The organism is Novosphingobium lindaniclasticum LE124, from assembly GCF_000445125.1.
Taxonomy (GTDB): Bacteria; Pseudomonadota; Alphaproteobacteria; order Sphingomonadales; family Sphingomonadaceae; genus Novosphingobium; species Novosphingobium lindaniclasticum.
The window spans coordinates 24,976-40,624 of sequence record NZ_ATHL01000153.1 but is presented as its reverse complement, the minus strand read 5'-3'; the positions used below and the strand labels follow the sequence as shown (position 1 = coordinate 40,624).

Below are 15,649 nucleotides of genomic sequence, written 5' to 3'. Positions count from 1 at the left end.
AATCTACTTTGTTGTCCTGACCCCAGGGACGTGCTGTGTTTTTGAACAAGCTGAACGCACCGTCTGCGGATGATGGGCAACGGCTCGGTCGTCCAAAAGGGAGAAGGAGGTTCGAAAAAATGCCAGCTTCCCTGCAGAACCGAAGGATCATGCTGGTTGAAGACGATTATTTCATCGCCGCCGATTTGCAGGAACAGCTAATCAGCCACGGTGTCGAGGTAATCGGCCCCACTGGGGATCTCGAATGTGCTCTCGAATTGCTCGGCGGCGAAGAACGAATCGACGCGGGTGTGATAGACATCAACTTACAAGGCGAGATGGCTTTTCACCTTGTCGACGAATTCATAAAGCGGGACATTCCGGTCGTGTTCGCTACCGGGTATGATGCGGGCGTCGTTCCCTACCGTTTGCGCCACATCCCGCGGCTTGAGAAGCCTACCGGAATGGACGAGGTAGTGCGGACCTTAGCCGAGCTCCTGCCGGAGCGCCGGGCTCGACCGGCTCCCTGAGCGGTGCCGTCCACACCGAGCGAGCAGCGAAAAGCGCAGCCCGACCGGGAACCGCCTCACCGCTCAAACGCGACGGCGCTCCTGTGCTTGTCGAGGTGAGCGAGGTTTCCAGCCGCATAAGTGGCAAGAAGGATTGTGAGTACGATGACCGCCAATCGCAAAGCGACCTGAACCGTCCGGCCGGGAGCCGAATAACGACGCTCTGTACTGCCTTTACGATGCATCCTTCACTTGCCTCCTGCGCCGGTTGCTGAGAACTGCGACAATGGCCTGAAGCCGATCAGTGCGCTATGTCCCAGTTTATCGAACAAGCGGTTTCTTGGCGCGGCAGGCGCCGGATCGAGTCCATCGGCAGCAGGCACTTCCCGTCTCTGAACGCCCCCGCGTTCTGTCGGTTCAAAGTCGCTCAACACTGCTCCCGCACGTCAGAGCGGTTTCCGATCCGATTGCATCGGATCAACCACTCTAAGTTTCCGGTTTGACGCATTTTCCGAGTCATCAGGTGATTCCACCTGATTAGAAAATGCTCGAGGGCGTAAACTCATAAATGGCACCGTCGAGGCGTCCAAAGGGCGAACAGCTCAGGCCGATGCGGCCGCCGGACGGGGTGGCTGCCCGTCCAAGGTCGTTTCGGTTCGAGATGGAAGCCATTTGGGCGTCCTTCGGATTTGAAGGAAAAAGAGGTGCATCGCTTCGTCAGGAAACCTTGAAATACGGACGTATTCCTGCGGCTTCCTTCCTCGCACTGCACCATTTTGCCTCGAACCTCGACGGTGCCATTTATGAGTTTACGCCCTAATAAGCATGGCAGACAGCGATGTCCGCCGCCTGCCATGCCTTTCTTTCCACCATTCGCCAACCTGCCGCGAGTACGGCAAGGTTGTGCAGGCGGAAGGTCAGAGGGATCCGGTGCGAGCCTGCGCGGCGTTGTGTCCGCCGTTGCGGTGCAGAACGTCGCGAACGGTTGCCGTATCCACCCCCGTGTCCTCGACAGTGACCACGACGCCGCCATCCTTGATACGATCGTTGTAGTACGTGGCGTCTTCGTCGCTGACGCCATGTTTGGTGAGCGTTTCGTTCAGCGTGCCGCCGATCGCGCCGATGGCAGCGCCGATGCCGACGGCTTCGGGCACCGCAGATGCGGCGATCGCACCGGCTGCCGCCAGGGGGCCGACGCCGGGTATGGCCAGCGCCGCAACGCCCAGGCCCGCTCCCAAGGCGCCACCGCCGAGGATCCCGCGAAGAACGTTACGATGATGCTCGTCGGTGATTTCACCATCCCCGCTTCGCGCCGTCGTCGTGCCGCCATGGTGTGCGATGACCGAAAGATCGCGGTCACTCAGGCCGATAGCGCGCAGTTCGTTTACGGCACGTTCCGCCTCTGCATGCGTATCGAAGATTGCTGATGCCTTCGCCATTATCCTTCTCCTGTCATGGCTAACTGCCGAGCAGAGGAAGGGCGGATGCTACGGTTTGTTCCCGGCGCATCCTTTTGACGGGCCCGCCAGGTACGATCCCGCCGAGATTATCGGCGGAGGGCGCGCCCGGTTATAATCCAGTTTGCAGTCTGCGATTTCGGATCGCTGCTGAGGTAGGCACGACATGTTCCCAAGGTCGCCCGCACCCTCCTGCGCTCGACGGTGCAAGGGCGGCGGAACGCACACGGCGTACACGCATTCTGACTGCGTTGGGAGAGTGCCATGACCTACAGCGACAGAATGACAATGCTTGCCCGGCTGGGTTTCGCGGCCAGGGGCCTGGTCTATATACTGGTTGGATGGCTTGCATTCGTTGCCTCGCGCACGGGCGGCGAACCGAGCGATAATCAAGGTGCGCTCGGCAGCTTGAGCGATACGCCGATGGGCCAGGCGCTCCTGGCGATATGTGCCCTGGGTTTTGCGGGGTATGCGTTCTGGAGGCTGGCGGAAGGAGCGCTCGATCCCGAAGCGCGCAGCCGCACACACAAAGGAAAGTTCGAGCGCATCTCCTACCTTATCAGCGGCGCTGCGAACGGCGTGCTCTGCATCGTCGCTGGAAAACTGGCCCTGCGACAATCCCCCGCCCGGCACGGCAGCCCCGGCGACGAAAGTGCGCAAAGCTGGTCGGCCTGGTTGCTCGATAAACCCGGAGGCGTCGCACTCCTCTGCGCCATCGGCATCGGTCTTTTCCTCGTCGCGGGTGCCCAGGCGCTCAAGGCATACAAGGCCAGCTTCGATGAACTGGATGGCGACGTGCCGGCTCCGGCCTATGTCAGGTGGATCGGCAGGATGGGATATGGCGCTCGTGCCGTCGTTTTCGCCATCATCGGCTGGCTCCTGATCTCCGCAGCCATTCATCACGATCCAGCGCGGGCGGGAGGCTTGGGTGACGCACTGGCAGAGTTGCGCGCTCAACCGGAAGGTTCGTGGATCCTCGCGATAATCGGGTTGGGGCTCAGCCTGTTCGGTATCTTCAGTCTCGTCGAAACACGCTACCGGCGCTTGAAAGTTCCCAAGCTGCGGCCTCCGATCAAACTTTGACCACGAGCCAAGAAAAAAGGCGGCGCCTGCGTAGGCAGCCGCCCTTCCTTTTACCAGGGCGTAAACTCACAAATGACACCATCGAGGCGTCCAAATGGCGAAGAGCTCGAGCCGAAGCGGCCGCCGGGCGGGCTGGCTGCCCGTCCAAGGTCGTTTCGGTTCGAGATGGAAGCCATTTGGGCGTCCTTCGGATTGACGCAAAACCTCGATTGTGCCGTTTATGAGTTTACGCCCTACAGTGTTCCCGATCCCGTTTAGAACTGGGCGCGAACTCCCAAAGTCCAGCGGCTTCCCGACTTCTCGTACAAGGTCGGGAAAGAGGGATCCATGGTATAGCCCCTGGTCGGCTCGCCGGTGATGTTGATGCCTTGTACTTCCAGGCGGACGTTATCGGTCAGCTGGTAGCTGGCGGCGAAGTCGAACTGGCCATAGGCATCGCGGTAGACCGGATACATGTTGTTCTGGATGTATTCGACGTATTCGCCCTTGCGATTGAACGACAGGCGCGCGCCGATCGGCCCGCGATCGTAGTAGAGGGTGACGTTATAGACGTTGTCCGCAAGGCCGATCGGTGAGGTCGGGATGCCAAGGTCGGATTGGCCGGTCAGCGAACTGTCGAGGAACGTGTAGTTGGCGTTGACGCCAAAGCCGTCCAGCGCGGACATGACCATGCCGAACGGGATCACCGCCGCCAGCTCAACGCCGCTGACAGTATAAGACCCTGCCGCGTTTACCGGCTGATAGACCTCGAAGTCATAGACGCCGTCTATCGTGCCGTTGGCGTTGTATTTGGTGACGCCAGGAACGATGCCGGTCATCTGGTTTTGGATGACGCCCTTGATTTTCTTCCAGAAGTAGGACGCCGAGACGATGCCGCCGTTGCCCAGGTACTGCTCGGCGCCCACTTCCCACTGATCGGCATAGGTCGGCTTGAGGCCGGGATTGCCGTCGGTGAAGCGGAAGTTGTTGAAGCTGGCGGTGCGCTTGTAGGCAAGGTCGGTCAGCGCCGGGCGGATCAGCGTCTGCGATGCAGCGGCGCGGATCAGCAGGTTGTCGTTGATTTCGGCACGCAGGGTAATGGCCGGCAGCACCTTGCCGTACCTGCCCGTGCTGGAGATCGGCGCGGGCGTGTATCCGGTGCTGCCGTCCTCGTTCTGCACCTGGTGGAAGCCTTCGGACTTCACCTTGGTGTCGATGTAGCGCGCACCCGCGTTCACGAACAGCGGCACCGGGCCAAGGTCGAAGCGGAAGTCGATCATGGCGTAGCCGGCGAAAGTCTCCTCGCGCACCTTGTAGTAGTTGCTGTCCTGAAACGGCGTGACGAAGCCGTCCGGACGAAAGAAGCTGCGCGCGTAGTCGTTCGAGATCATCTGCCAGTTCAGATCACGCACCTGATAGGACTGGCCGCCGACGATCTCGGTCACGTCTTCCAGCGGGCTGTCGGACAGTCTGCGGGTGTTGACCCAGGCCACGCTACCACGGCTCGGCCCTTGGAGCTTCTCCTCGCCGTACCAGCGCTCGTTGGCCTTGTTGGTGTAGCGACCGCCGAAGGCGATGCGCTTCAGGGCCTCGAACCCGGCGATCTCGAACGTGCGACTCACGTCGAGCTGGGCTGCATATTTGTCGTCCTTGATCTTCTCGCGCGTGGTTTCATAGGCTTCGAACAAGTACGAATCGGGCGAATTGTACATGTCGATGGTACCGGCGGCGTCGCTCGGGATCGTCTCGCCGCCGTTCTTGGTATAACGCGTGCGCGAAGGCGCGTAGGCGACATGCTTCAGGTTGGAGTTGTCGAGCGTCTTCTTCGCACCCGAATAGCCGCCAAGCAGGTCTATGTGCCAGTCTCCGGCGTCCCAGTTCATTTCGCCGCCGAACTGGCGGTAGTCTGTCTTGTTGATGAACTCCTTGCTAAGGAATTCGTGCTGGGTGCGGGTATAGGCCGCGTCGCGGATTACGACGATTCCGTCGTCCGCCAGCGTGCTGTCGTCGTAGTCGTAGATGCGATCCAGCGCCGATGTGCTGGAAGCCGCATAGCCGGCGGCATCGTACTCGTCCTCATGCGTCTTGTACGAACCGAGGAAAGCGTCGAAGCTCAGGCTGAACCGGTCGCTCGGCTTGTACTGGAGCGAGCCCGACAGGCCCAGGCGGTCCTGATCGTTGAGGTACATGCGGTCGCCGACCTTGTCGAGGAATACGACGCGGTTGACTTCGTCCTTGTTCTTCAGGTCGCCGAAAGTGATACCGGCGTCGCGCTGCAGCACGTCCAGCGTCTGCCTCGTCTGGGCGTTGCCCTTGTCGGTCCAGCGCGAGATTGGGCGGAAGTTGATGCCGGAGTTGGAATCGGTGCGGTTGGTGCGCTGCTGCTTTGCGACGGAGATCAAAACGCCGAAATCCCCGAACGTATTGCTCGCCAGGAACGAGAAGTTGGGATCGACTTCGCGGGAGATGGAGTTGTAGGCGCCTTCCGCCGATCCGACCAGGCGCAGGCCCGGTTGGTCGAACGGGCGCGCGGTGCGGATCGCCACGGACCCTGCGATGCCGCCTTCCTCGTCCGCCGCTGTGGGCGATTTCTGCACGGTGACCGACTGGATCAGTTCGGACGCGAAAGTGTCGAACTCGACGTCGCGGCCGCCCGAGCCCGAGGCGGTGGCCAGCTTGTTGATCGACACGAAGGTGAACTCGCTCGGCAGGCCGCGCACGTTGACGCGGGTGCCCAGGCCCTTGTCGCGCTCGATGGTGACGCCGGGCAGACGCTGGAGCGCTTCTGACAGGTTCTGGTCGGGGAAGTCGGCGATGTCGGTGGCGATGATCGAGTCCGAGAAGCCGATCGTGTCGCGCTTCATGTCGATCGCCTTCTGAAGGCTGCCGCTGTAGCCCGAGACGACGATCTCACTCTCGGCATCTTCTGCGGCGTCGGGCGCCGTCTGGGCGGACGCCGGTACGGCGGCGAGAGCGGCGATGGCGCCGCCGATCAGGAACGGTGCTGCACGGCGTAGGCCTTTTGGTTCAGTCTTCATGTCGCGAATTACCCCCAAGGTTGATGATGCCCGCCGGTTGCCGGCCGGGTCGGTGACGAACGGTGCCAAATCGCTGCGGCTCAGCCCGCCCAGGGCCGCCTGTTCGGCGTGGCGACTCCGAGATCGGCGCGGGCGATTCGGGCAGGACTTTCGCGAGGTGCGGACGCCGGCCGGCTTAAGGTCGCCCTGTGGCTGCCGCGCTGCTCCGCCCAGCAGGCAGGCAGCCGTCAACGCCAGCGAAACCGCCGATATCGAACGCATTGAGGACCCCGGTCTTGTTCTGTGTCGCGGGGCGAAGTGGGGTAGAGTTATGACGTCGGCGTTACAAACTTGCCGATTTCTAATCTTTTCTTAATGAGTGCCGGCAGGCGCGCCGCGCGCTGGCGAGGTGCAAGTGCGGCAAGGTGCGGCAAGAGACACCACCTTTCGCACTTTTATCGCGAGATTGTTGACAGATCACCCAGCGCTCAAGGGCAACCCTTGATCGCAGCGGTTTTCGATCGCGCGTCTTGGCGACCAGGTCGCCATCCGGATCCGGCTGCGGGATGACGATCGGCGCCCTAGGAAAGTGAGGAACGCACCATCTTCGCCAGCAGGCTTCCACCAGGTGTCAGCAATTCCTCGTCTCGATAGACGAGTGCAATGTGCATCTCCGGAAGCGCGATGCCGGGATCCAACCGAGTCAAAGCGCCGCTTTCAAGCTTGCGGTCGAGGTGCGGGTTTGCGGTGTCCGCCCAGTGGCTTATGAGCTGAGGCTGTTCCGCCAGATCGAAGTAGACGGAAATCGAGGTGCAGCGGGATATTCGCAGCGGCAAACTCCGCTCAAGCTGCTGGGCCAGAACATTGATGTAGCCGTGTTCGTAATCGACCAGGTCTCCCGTGATCCATTCCAGCGACCAGAGCCGATCGACGGTTTCGAAGGCATCTACCTTCTGCCCTCCCATCGCCAGCATGGTCGGGTAGCTGCGCAGCGGCGTACATTGGAGGCCCGCAGGATCGAAGCTGCCATAATGATGGGCGATACCAAAATCGAGCGTCCCGCACCGCACCGCGTCGAAGATCTGGGCGGGCCGGAGTTCGAGCAGCCCGAGTTCCACCCCCGGCTGACGCTCCCGGAAGGCGGCCATGACGCTGGCGATGTTCGTACCCGCCACCGGCGGGGACATGCCTATCAGAAGCCGCCCGCTTGAAGCGCCCCGCAGCCATTCCACTTCCTCGCGCGCCTTGTCCATCTCCTTCTCTATAGTGTCGTAGCGCTTGGACAGGATCGCGCCATAGGCGGTGAGCGTCGCGCCCTTTATGCCCCGGTCGAGCAGGAAGACACCCAGCTGCCGCTCCAGTTCGCGCACCGATTTGCTGAGGGCGGGTTGCGACACGTTCAGATTGAGCGCCGCGCGCTGAATGCTCCCGGCTCTCGCGACTTCCGCCAATGCGCGCAGCTGATGGAGTTTCATACCGTTCCCGATTTCCCGCTGCCGATCAGCGACGCCCAAGCGGAGTTTGTCGAATTGCTCTGCTTGTGAAAAGGCGTGAATGGATCTTTCAGTAAGTTAACCGTATATTCGCGCCGATCGTGCGCGGCGGTATACTGAACGACAGGTTCGGCGCGCCGAACGTCGATACGCGGCTGGCGATGCCGTTTGTATCGGCCAGGTTCTGTACGAAAAGATAAAGGCCCAGACGATCGTTCTGCATGCCCGCGCGCAAGTTCACCATGGCGAAGTCGCCATCCGTGGTGAAGTAGGGATCGGCGGGATTGAAGCCCGTGCGACCTTCGCCCGTATAGGTCAGATCGGCGCGGACCGTGCCGTCCAGAGTCGAGGTGAGCGGCCAGGCGTAGGGTGCGCTCGCGGATGCCGTCCAAGGTGCCATGCCAAGCCGGTCGCCCTTCCTGCCTCCGCTGGCAGCGCCCTGGAAGCCGGCGATCACCTGGTCCGATGTCAGCTTGCCGATGACGTGACCAAAGGTGGCCGAGAGTTCCACCCCGTGCGCGGGCCTGGCGGACAGTTCCAGTTCACCGCCCCGGACGCGGGCTCCGCCGGCATTGGCGAGGAAGGTGAAGAGCCCGTCCCCGGTGCGCGCGGTGACCTGCATGTCCTTCCAGTCGATCTGGAACAACGCAGCGTTCATTGTCACCATGCCGCCGAACCAGCGCGACTTGACGCCCGCTTCGTAGCTCCACAGACTGTCCGGCCGATAGGTGACAAGGCTGTTCTGAAGAGAGGGAATATTGTTCGCGCCGCCCGGCCGATATCCTTGAGCGGCATTTGCGTAGGCCATCACGTCCGGCGAGAATTCATAGCTGGCGTTGGCCTTGAACAGCCATCCGTTGGTCCTGGCGGTTCGCTCGCTGTAGGGAGAGACCACGCTGCCGGTCAGGACACTGCCCAGCAAGGTCTGGCCGCCGGTAACCTTTTCGTAGTCGTAGTACCGAAGCCCCCCGGTCAGCGTCAACGCGTCGGCGGGCCTGAACGAGGCTTCGGCGAAGCCGGCAAGCTGGCGCAGCCGGTTGGCGACAAACCGATAACTGATGTCCTGCAATGGATCAGGGGCCGATCCATCGGCCGCCGCCCGCGTTACGTGGCTATCTATATAGTCGCGCCGTTTCTCGTAGAAGGCCCCCAGCGTCCATTGCAGCCAACTCTCGCCCGCCGACGCAAGCCGGACCTCGGCGGTTCGCGTTCGCAGGTAGCCCGGCTGGTAGCCCAGGGCCGGTGTCTGCGAGATCCCGTAGGCGTTGTAGGCCGCGAACTGGGTGGCACTGCAGGCCGCCGCCTGTCCGTAATAGCCTTGGCAGGCTGCAGGAGAATAGGCGATGGCGGTTACGCTCGGCGTGAAGTCCAGCGTGCGGACGATATCGTAGCGATAGGTCGCAGCCGATGCGGTCAGCGTCACTCCTCCAAAATGGTGTCTTCCCGTCAAGTTGAACAGTCTGAAGTTGTTCTCGAAAGGCAGGATGACGGGCGTGTCGGTCTTGAACGTGGCAACGGAGGGGAACCAGCCTTGGGCGTCGTCGGCTTCACTGCGCTGGTAGATGAAGGTTCCGGTCAGATTGGTGTCCGGATCGGGATCGAGCCCGACGAGGACTCGAACCCCTTTTGCGGTACTGCGATTTATATCCTTACGGCCAAGACGGATGTTGTCGACGAAACCCGGACGGCTTTCGTAATATCCCGATACGCGGATCGCAAGCAGATCGCGGACGACGGGAAGATTGAGGGCGGCCTTGGCGAAGTAGCTGTCGCTACCGCCCTTCGTGGCGGCGTACTGCCCTTCCGCAGTCGCCTCGAAGCCGGTCGCGTCAGGTTTTCTGAAGATGATGCGCAAGGTGCCCGCCATCGAACTCGCGCCGTAGAGCGTGCCCTGAGGGCCACGCAGCACTTCGACCCGCTCGATATCGTAAAGATTGATATCCGGCGCATTGTTGCCGGGATCACCGACGGTTCCACTCGGTCCGGTTACCGGAACTTCGCCGAAGTACAGCCCGGTGGTCGCCTCGCCTACGCCGCCGATGCCGCGCACGCTGACACGGCTCTGCCCCAGCACGCCCTGCGCGACGTTAACGTTGGGCACCTGCCGGAAGTAGTCCTGTAGCTGCGTCGCGCCAAGTTGCGCCAATTTGTCTCCCGTCAGCGCGGAAATGCTAAGAGGCGTGGTTTGAAGCGTCGTCTCTCGCCGCAACGCCGTAACCACGATATCGTCGGAGCTTTCCTCCGCCAGCTCCCGCGATGGAGCAGGTTGGGCAGCTTCGGAGAGCTGCTCCAGGGCCGTCCCTTCAGTCGCCGCCGGATCGCTTAGCAGTAATACGGATGCAACACTGGAGTACAATACGCCGTACACGTCCATGATCAGAGCCCCCCTTGGCTTACCCCGATGTTCGCCAATAGCGGCCTCTGCCGCGGCAAGGGGATGTTGCATTGCAGAAGAGAGAGGGCGCAAATTCCATTGGGTTATCGCTATAACCGGGAGCGGTGCCATCACCTGCCGTCTGGATTGATCATGTGCGGCGACTGCGGGCCCGGCCACAAGGACCGCGGCACTTTGACCTCGGCAAAGAGCCAAGCGTCGTCTGGCGATGCTGGGGTTCAGCTCGAAAGATCGTCGTCAGTCAGGACTGATCAGCCGTAACGCCGTCAGCTGCCCGTCGGCAGTGAAAATCGGAAAATCGAACCCGCGCTTGCCTTCGAGACATAGACAAGCTCGCCGCCATGATCTTCGATGATCGACCGGCAAATCCGAAGCCCCAAGCCAAGTCCACCAGGCTTGGTGGAAAAGAAGCCGTCGAAAAGCCGCTCGCGGGTTTCGGGCGGAACCCCCGGACCGCTGTCCTCGACCTCGACGTGGATGCTTGCGTCAAGAGCGCGCGTACGCACAAGCAGGGTGCGGCTCCAACAATGGGCGTCAGCCATGGCCTGCGCTGCATTCATCATCAGATTGACAAGCACTTGCTGGACTTGGACGCGATCGAGCGAGGCTAGCGGCAGATAACTGTCCAGCTGAACGGAGAGCTTCACCTGTCGGCGCGACAGCTCCGCCCGCAGAAAGGCTGCGGTCTCCTCCACGAGTTCGTTCACCGAACATCTCGCCCGAAGTTGGCTCTTGGCCGACGACATTCCGTGCAGGCGCGTCACGATATCGCGAACCGAATTGCCGGCTGACTGGATGTCTTCAAGCGACGACTTTACCGCAGCGAGGTCGGGTTCGGGTCGGCCCACCCAACGCAGCGCAGCATGAGCCAGATTGAGGATGCTCGCGATCGGCTGCCGGATCTCGTGAACGATCGTGGCGGTCATCACCCCCATCGTGGAAATGCGGTCGGCATGCGCCACGTCATTCCGCAATCGGTGGAGTGCGGTTTCAGTGGCAACCCGCTCGCTGACGTCCACGAAGCCAACCGAAACGATATCGGCCGATGGATTCACCTCCCGCCAACTGGTGTAGATCACCGGCAGTTCGCGGCCGCTTGCGTGCCGTAGATTCAGCTCTGCTCGATGCGTATCGTTCTGCCGCAACGCAGCCAGGAGGGAGAGCGCCAGAGTTTCCGCTTCGCCGAAGGGCCAAATGCGCGAAACCGGGACCGGCAACTCGCTCCCCTTGAGACCAAACAGAGCAAGCGCCTTCCCGTTGGCAGCGACCAGCAACGTTTTCGCGACGATTTTTCGCAGCGCCTCAGACTGCGAGGCCGGAGCACCCGCCGCTTGGTAGGCAACGTACTCATCCAGCAAGACCGCGGTCTGCGACGCATCGATCTGAGCCAGGGCCAGCGACATGGCCTCGACCATCTTCGCTGAGCCCTCGGTAACCACTCTCGGCATGATTATCCTGAAATGAACTCCATCAGATCTGCATTCAGCCGCTCTGCGTGGGTGTAGAGCACGGCGTGAGGCGCGCCCTCATATACCTTCAGCGTCGCATCAGGAAAGAGTTCAATTCCTTGTTGGGCGGTCGCCGAGAGGGGCACGAAAGCATCTTCCTCACCGTGGATGATGAGAACGGGAACGTCGAAACCGCTTATGTCTTCGCGGTAATCGGTCATTGCACAGGCAGTAACGGCATCGTGCGCCGCCTTGAGGGAACCGAGCAGTGCCATATGCTGGATGTGAGCGAGCTGCCCCTCGGAAACTTCGGCGCCTTCCCTGTCCGCTCCGAAAAACAGTCGTGCGAAGCCGCGCATGAATTCGGCGCGGTCCGCAAGCAGGCCCGCCTTCACATTGTCGAAGACGATCTGCGGGACACCGTTCGGATAGTCCTCGCTCCAGCTGAGGCGCGGGGGGGTTGCTCCGATAAGCACCACCCCCTTCACCCGCTCGGAACCATGGCGCCCAACGTACCGAGTGACTTCGCCGCCGCCCATGGCATAACCGACGAGTGTCACGTCCTTGAGGTCGAGGTGCTCGATCAATGCCGCGAGATCGTCCGCAAACGTGTCATGATCGTAGCCATCCCAGGGTTGATCCGAGCGGCCGAACCCGCGGCGATCATGCGCAATCACCCTGAAACCGTTGGAAGCCAGATGCATCATCTGGTTCTCCCACATATCCGAATTGAGCGGCCAGCCGTGGGAAAGGACAACCGCAGGGCCGTGACCCCAATCCTTGTAGTAGAGGCGCGTACCATCCTTCACTTCGATCATCGGCACCGATTGTTCTCCTGGAGGAAGCGCCCTGGCGCCCCGTAGATTGCTATTCCCACACTTGCCATCGGCATCACCGAAAATTCTTGCACGAATGCGCTGTTTTGCGCAGTTGTCACCTGCGATCTTGGTTCCGCGGACAATGCCGACGATGCCCATCTCACTCGTCTGTCCGCCGCCTTTGTGGCCGGTCGATACGCAGCTTTGCAGATTTCGGTAGTCGTGCGATCCGGGCCGAACCTGCCGGCGACCGTTGGGCGGCGGCCGGCAGGAATCATCACGCCGGAACGTGCAGCGAGGCGACGGCCTCGTCGATGACGGCAGCCACATCTGCGGGATGCGAGAGCAGGGCGAGGTGTCCGGATTCCAGCACCGTGGTCTTCGCGTTCATCCGCGCGGCGAAATCCCGTTCCATCTGCGGCGAGACCACGCGGTCGTTGGCCGAGACCACGAACCACGACGGTTTCGAACGCCAGGCTGCCTTGGTCGGTGCGTCCTTGAACGTGGTTCCTGACAGCGGGCCCTGCGTTACGAACAGCACGCGCGCTTCGGCCTCGGGAAGGTCCGGAGCGAAGTTTTCGATCACGCCCTGCTCGGTAAGACGCACATAGCCTTGCGAATCGGCGATGACCGTCGAGAGCGCCGGGGGCTGGGTGATAGGCGCCGATCAGCTCCTCCCCGGTCTGGCCAGCGTCCGGAGCGAAGGCCGAAACGTAGACGAGGGCCGCGACATTGTCGGCATTGCCGGCCTCGGTGATCACCGTCCCGGCCCAGCTATGGCCGACCAGGACTACCGGAGCCTGGGCGACGGACAGCACCCGCCGGGTCGCGGCTACGTCGTCGGCAAGGCTGGTCAGCGGGTTGTGGACGGTGAGCACTTCGATACCGTCGCGGCGGAGCAACGGGATCACCTTGCTCCAGCTCGAAGCATCCGCCCAGGCACCGTGGACGAGAACGATACTTGCCTTGATCGGGGTATTTTCAGTGGTTGCATCGGCCATGAAAGCCTCCATTCGTTGATGGGATTCTTGCAGGAAATGCCCGGCCTCAGCGCCGGAGCAGATATTTGTGCGTGCCCGACAGAACGAGCCTGGCGTGCTGGTCGTGAACCGTCACCGAGGTTTCCACTTCGCCCCGGCCGTCGAGCGGCTTGAGCGCGAGAATTTCCAGCGCGGGGTAAAGTGTATCCCCGGCATGGACTTCCTCGTGGAACTTTACCGAAACTTCCGTAAAGGCGATGAAGACCGGGCCGAAGACGTGCGGCAACAATGTCGAGCCGGGGGCCGTGAAGGCCAGCACCTGAAGGCCGTGAACGACGGGAGCGGAGTGCCCTGCCCGTCTTGCGTATTCCTCATCGTAGTGGATCGGGTGGTTGTCGCAGGACACGGCCTGGAACGCCGCGGCGTGAGCGGAGGTCACCGTCCGGCTCGGCGTGCGGAATATTTCGCCGATCTTCAGTTCGGCGAATGTCCGGGTGGGCACGATCGCCCAGTTCGCAGGATCGAATGCGAATGCCATGAATAGGCTCCGTAGTTCGGGAAAGGCGCGGGCACCGCCGCGCCCAGAATGCCGCCCATCGGCAGCCTTGGAGGGTGAAGCGCCGGGCGGGGGAGCGCTTCACCCTCGTGTCGCGATCCGGTCAGGCCGGGCGCGGGATCACTGTTCCTTGGCGACGGTTGCGACCGCATCCTCGATCACCGCGGCCACTTCGGCCGGGTGCGACAGCAGCGAGACGTGGCTCGAGGCCAGGACCGTGGTCTTGGCGTTCAGTTCCTTGGCGAACATGCGTTCCATCTCGGGCGAGATCACGCGGTCGTTCGCGGAAACCACGAACCAGTTTGGACGGGTACGCCAGGCGGCGGTCTTGACCGTATCGGTGAACGTGCTGCCGGCAAGAGGCCCCTGCGTCACGAAAAGCGTGCGCGCATCCTGCTTCGGGATATCCGGCGCGAAATTTTCAAGGACGCCCTGCTCGGTCTGGCGGGTGAAGCCCTCGGAATCGAACGCGACGGTGGAGAGCGCCGGCGGCTTGGGGAAGGCCGCGATCAGATCGTTGCCGGTCTGGTTTTCCTTGGGGGCGAATGCCGAGACATAGACCAGCGCCTTGACCTTGGCGTCGTTCCCCGCCTCGGTGATGACCGTGCCGCCCCAGCTGTGGCCGACAAGCACGACCGGTCCCTTGACGGTTGCGAGCACGCGTGCGGTCGCTGCGACGTCGTCGGCCAGGCTCGTCAGCGGGTTCTGCACGATGAGAACGGGGATGTGCTTGGCCTGGAGAAGCGGGATGACCTTGTTCCAGCTCGACCCGTCCGCCCAGGCCCCGTGGACGAGCACGACGGTGGGCTTTGCGGCCGGCGCCGCTTCGGCGGCCATGACGGAGGTGGCGGCGGTGGAGGAAAGGGCAAGTGCGCCAATGGCGCCGAGGAATTTGAACATGGGATTATCCTTCCGTGAGAATGGAGGGTTTCGGGGGAAATCGGGATCAGCCCTGCCAGCCCTGGAGAAATTCCAGGAGCAGGGCGTTGACCGCTTCGGGGCGTTCTTCGTGCGGCAGATGGCCGCAGCGGGGGATTGCAACGGCCTTCAGATTGTCGGCCATCTCCGCCCAGACCTTGGGCATGTCGAACATCTTGCCGACCGCGCCGAAGCTTTCGCCCCAGAGCGCAAGCGTAGGGCATGCGATCTTCACGTCCGCGTCCTCAAGGTCCTGCGCCACGTCCTCGGCATTGGCCCGGTAGTCGGCCATCGCGCCGCGCACCGCGCCCGGCGCGCGATAGGCCCGCACATACGTATCGAAGGCTTCGCCAGAGATGGACGAAGGATCGTAGGCCCAGTCCGAGAAGAACCAGCGCAGCCACTGCTCCTCCTTGCCGGCGATCAGTGTCTCGGGAAGGTCGGGAATGAGATGGAAAAGGAAGAACCAGTAGCTCTTGGCGATTTCCGCATTGATATCACGGGCGACGATACGGGTCGGCACGTTGTCCATGACGACGAGGCGATCGACACGCTCGGGATAATCCTTGGCGAACCGCGTCGCGACCCGAGCTCCGCGATCGTGGCCGACCAGGGCGATCCGATCGATGCCGAGCTCGTCGAGCAGCGCCGCGAGATCCTTGGCCATGTTGCGCTTGTCATAGCCGGTCGCCGGCTTGTCGGTCTCGCCGTAGCCGCGCAGATCGGGTGCGATGATGCGATAGAGCTCGCCCAGGACCGGGATCTGGAAACGCCAGGCGAAGTTCGTTTCGGGGAAGCCATGCAGAAGGACGACGGGCGCCCCTTCCCCGGCATCGATGTAGTTCTGCCGGATGCCGTTCGCATGCGCGGTATGGCTTGCAGGTGTGATCATCTTGCGTCCTTGGATGCGTTCGATTCAATCGAACGGGCGTGATAAGGAGATTAACTCGGAGCAATACGCCCCGCTTGGCGAAAACGACTTGCATTTGCTCAGACCGACTGCGGAATGATCGACCT

The 15,649-nt window shown here is 62.0% G+C and carries 12 protein-coding genes and 1 pseudogene; 2 read left to right on the top strand and 11 right to left on the bottom strand.

What is annotated here, in order from left to right:
* The first annotated feature begins 41 nt into the window (after positions 1-41).
* The gene (locus L284_RS45785; protein ID WP_152524784.1) at positions 42-509 is read left to right on the top strand and encodes a response regulator; all 468 of its coding nucleotides are present in this window, start codon (positions 42-44) and stop codon (positions 507-509) included.
* An 896-nt stretch (positions 510-1,405) separates the two neighbouring features.
* Here the strand turns inward: L284_RS45785 and L284_RS45780 are convergent.
* Positions 1,406-1,927, bottom strand: coding sequence for a hypothetical protein (locus L284_RS45780; RefSeq protein WP_021236158.1), 522 nt, complete (start codon positions 1,925-1,927; stop codon positions 1,406-1,408).
* Between the two features lie 282 nt (positions 1,928-2,209).
* On the opposite strand from L284_RS45780, the gene L284_RS45775 reads away from it, so the two are divergent.
* A complete protein-coding gene (locus L284_RS45775) occupies positions 2,210-3,028 on the top strand; it encodes a DUF1206 domain-containing protein (RefSeq protein ID WP_021236157.1) in 819 nt (272 codons plus the stop codon).
* Positions 3,029-3,282: 254 nt separating this feature from the next.
* Here the strand turns inward: L284_RS45775 and L284_RS45770 are convergent, their stop codons facing one another.
* The 10 genes and pseudogenes from L284_RS45770 to L284_RS45735 all read right to left on the bottom strand — a co-directional run bounded on the left by L284_RS45770 (position 3,283) and on the right by L284_RS45735 (position 15,524).
* On the bottom strand, positions 3,283-6,045 hold the full coding sequence (locus L284_RS45770) for a TonB-dependent receptor (RefSeq protein WP_021236156.1): 2,763 nt from the start codon (positions 6,043-6,045) through the stop codon (positions 3,283-3,285).
* A 560-nt stretch (positions 6,046-6,605) separates the two neighbouring features.
* The gene (locus L284_RS45765; RefSeq protein WP_152524783.1) at positions 6,606-7,499 is read right to left on the bottom strand and encodes a LysR family transcriptional regulator; all 894 of its coding nucleotides are present in this window, start codon (positions 7,497-7,499) and stop codon (positions 6,606-6,608) included.
* An 88-nt stretch (positions 7,500-7,587) separates the two neighbouring features.
* Positions 7,588-9,891 carry a TonB-dependent receptor gene (locus L284_RS45760; RefSeq protein ID WP_152524782.1) on the bottom strand — a complete coding sequence of 768 codons (2,304 nt, stop codon included), beginning with the start codon at positions 9,889-9,891 and terminating at the stop codon, positions 7,588-7,590.
* A gap of 287 nt (positions 9,892-10,178) precedes the next feature.
* Positions 10,179-11,327 (bottom strand): sensor histidine kinase, encoded by a 1,149-nt coding sequence (locus tag L284_RS0125050; RefSeq protein ID WP_160172162.1) that lies wholly within the window; start codon positions 11,325-11,327, stop codon positions 10,179-10,181.
* A 35-nt stretch (positions 11,328-11,362) separates the two neighbouring features.
* Positions 11,363-12,337 (bottom strand): alpha/beta fold hydrolase, encoded by a 975-nt coding sequence (locus L284_RS45755; protein WP_235054616.1) that lies wholly within the window; start codon positions 12,335-12,337, stop codon positions 11,363-11,365.
* A gap of 118 nt (positions 12,338-12,455) precedes the next feature.
* The gene (locus L284_RS48915) at positions 12,456-12,764 is read right to left on the bottom strand and encodes an alpha/beta fold hydrolase (RefSeq protein WP_235054615.1); all 309 of its coding nucleotides are present in this window, start codon (positions 12,762-12,764) and stop codon (positions 12,456-12,458) included.
* Between the two features lie 58 nt (positions 12,765-12,822).
* Positions 12,823-13,179: pseudogene (locus tag L284_RS49150) on the bottom strand (esterase/lipase family protein); the annotation flags it as partial.
* Positions 13,180-13,225: 46 nt separating this feature from the next.
* Positions 13,226-13,696 (bottom strand): MaoC family dehydratase, encoded by a 471-nt coding sequence (locus L284_RS45745; RefSeq protein WP_021236150.1) that lies wholly within the window; start codon positions 13,694-13,696, stop codon positions 13,226-13,228.
* 138 nt (positions 13,697-13,834) lie between these two features.
* Entirely contained in the window at positions 13,835-14,614 is a 780-nt protein-coding gene (locus tag L284_RS45740; RefSeq protein WP_021236149.1) for an alpha/beta fold hydrolase, read from the bottom strand.
* Positions 14,615-14,660: 46 nt separating this feature from the next.
* A complete protein-coding gene (locus L284_RS45735) occupies positions 14,661-15,524 on the bottom strand; it encodes an alpha/beta fold hydrolase (protein ID WP_021236148.1) in 864 nt (287 codons plus the stop codon).
* Positions 15,525-15,649: the final 125 nt, after the last annotated feature.

Bases quoted from the DNA above. Each gene is read 5' to 3' on its own strand.
- L284_RS45755 (WP_235054616.1), bottom strand. From the start codon at position 12,337: ATGGGCATCGTCGGCATTGTCCGCGGAACCAAGATCGCAGGTGACAAC.
- L284_RS45775 (WP_021236157.1), top strand. From the start codon at position 2,210: ATGACCTACAGCGACAGAATGACAATGCTTGCCCGGCTGGGTTTCGCG.
- L284_RS45765 (WP_152524783.1), bottom strand. From the start codon at position 7,499: ATGAAACTCCATCAGCTGCGCGCATTGGCGGAAGTCGCGAGAGCCGGG.
- L284_RS45735 (WP_021236148.1), bottom strand. From the start codon at position 15,524: ATGATCACACCTGCAAGCCATACCGCGCATGCGAACGGCATCCGGCAG.
- L284_RS45760 (WP_152524782.1), bottom strand. From the start codon at position 9,891: ATGGACGTGTACGGCGTATTGTACTCCAGTGTTGCATCCGTATTACTG.
- L284_RS45745 (WP_021236150.1), bottom strand. From the start codon at position 13,696: ATGGCATTCGCATTCGATCCTGCGAACTGGGCGATCGTGCCCACCCGG.
- L284_RS45770 (WP_021236156.1), bottom strand. From the start codon at position 6,045: ATGAAGACTGAACCAAAAGGCCTACGCCGTGCAGCACCGTTCCTGATC.
- L284_RS0125050 (WP_160172162.1), bottom strand. From the start codon at position 11,327: ATGGTCGAGGCCATGTCGCTGGCCCTGGCTCAGATCGATGCGTCGCAG.
- L284_RS45780 (WP_021236158.1), bottom strand. From the start codon at position 1,927: ATGGCGAAGGCATCAGCAATCTTCGATACGCATGCAGAGGCGGAACGT.
- L284_RS45740 (WP_021236149.1), bottom strand. From the start codon at position 14,614: ATGTTCAAATTCCTCGGCGCCATTGGCGCACTTGCCCTTTCCTCCACC.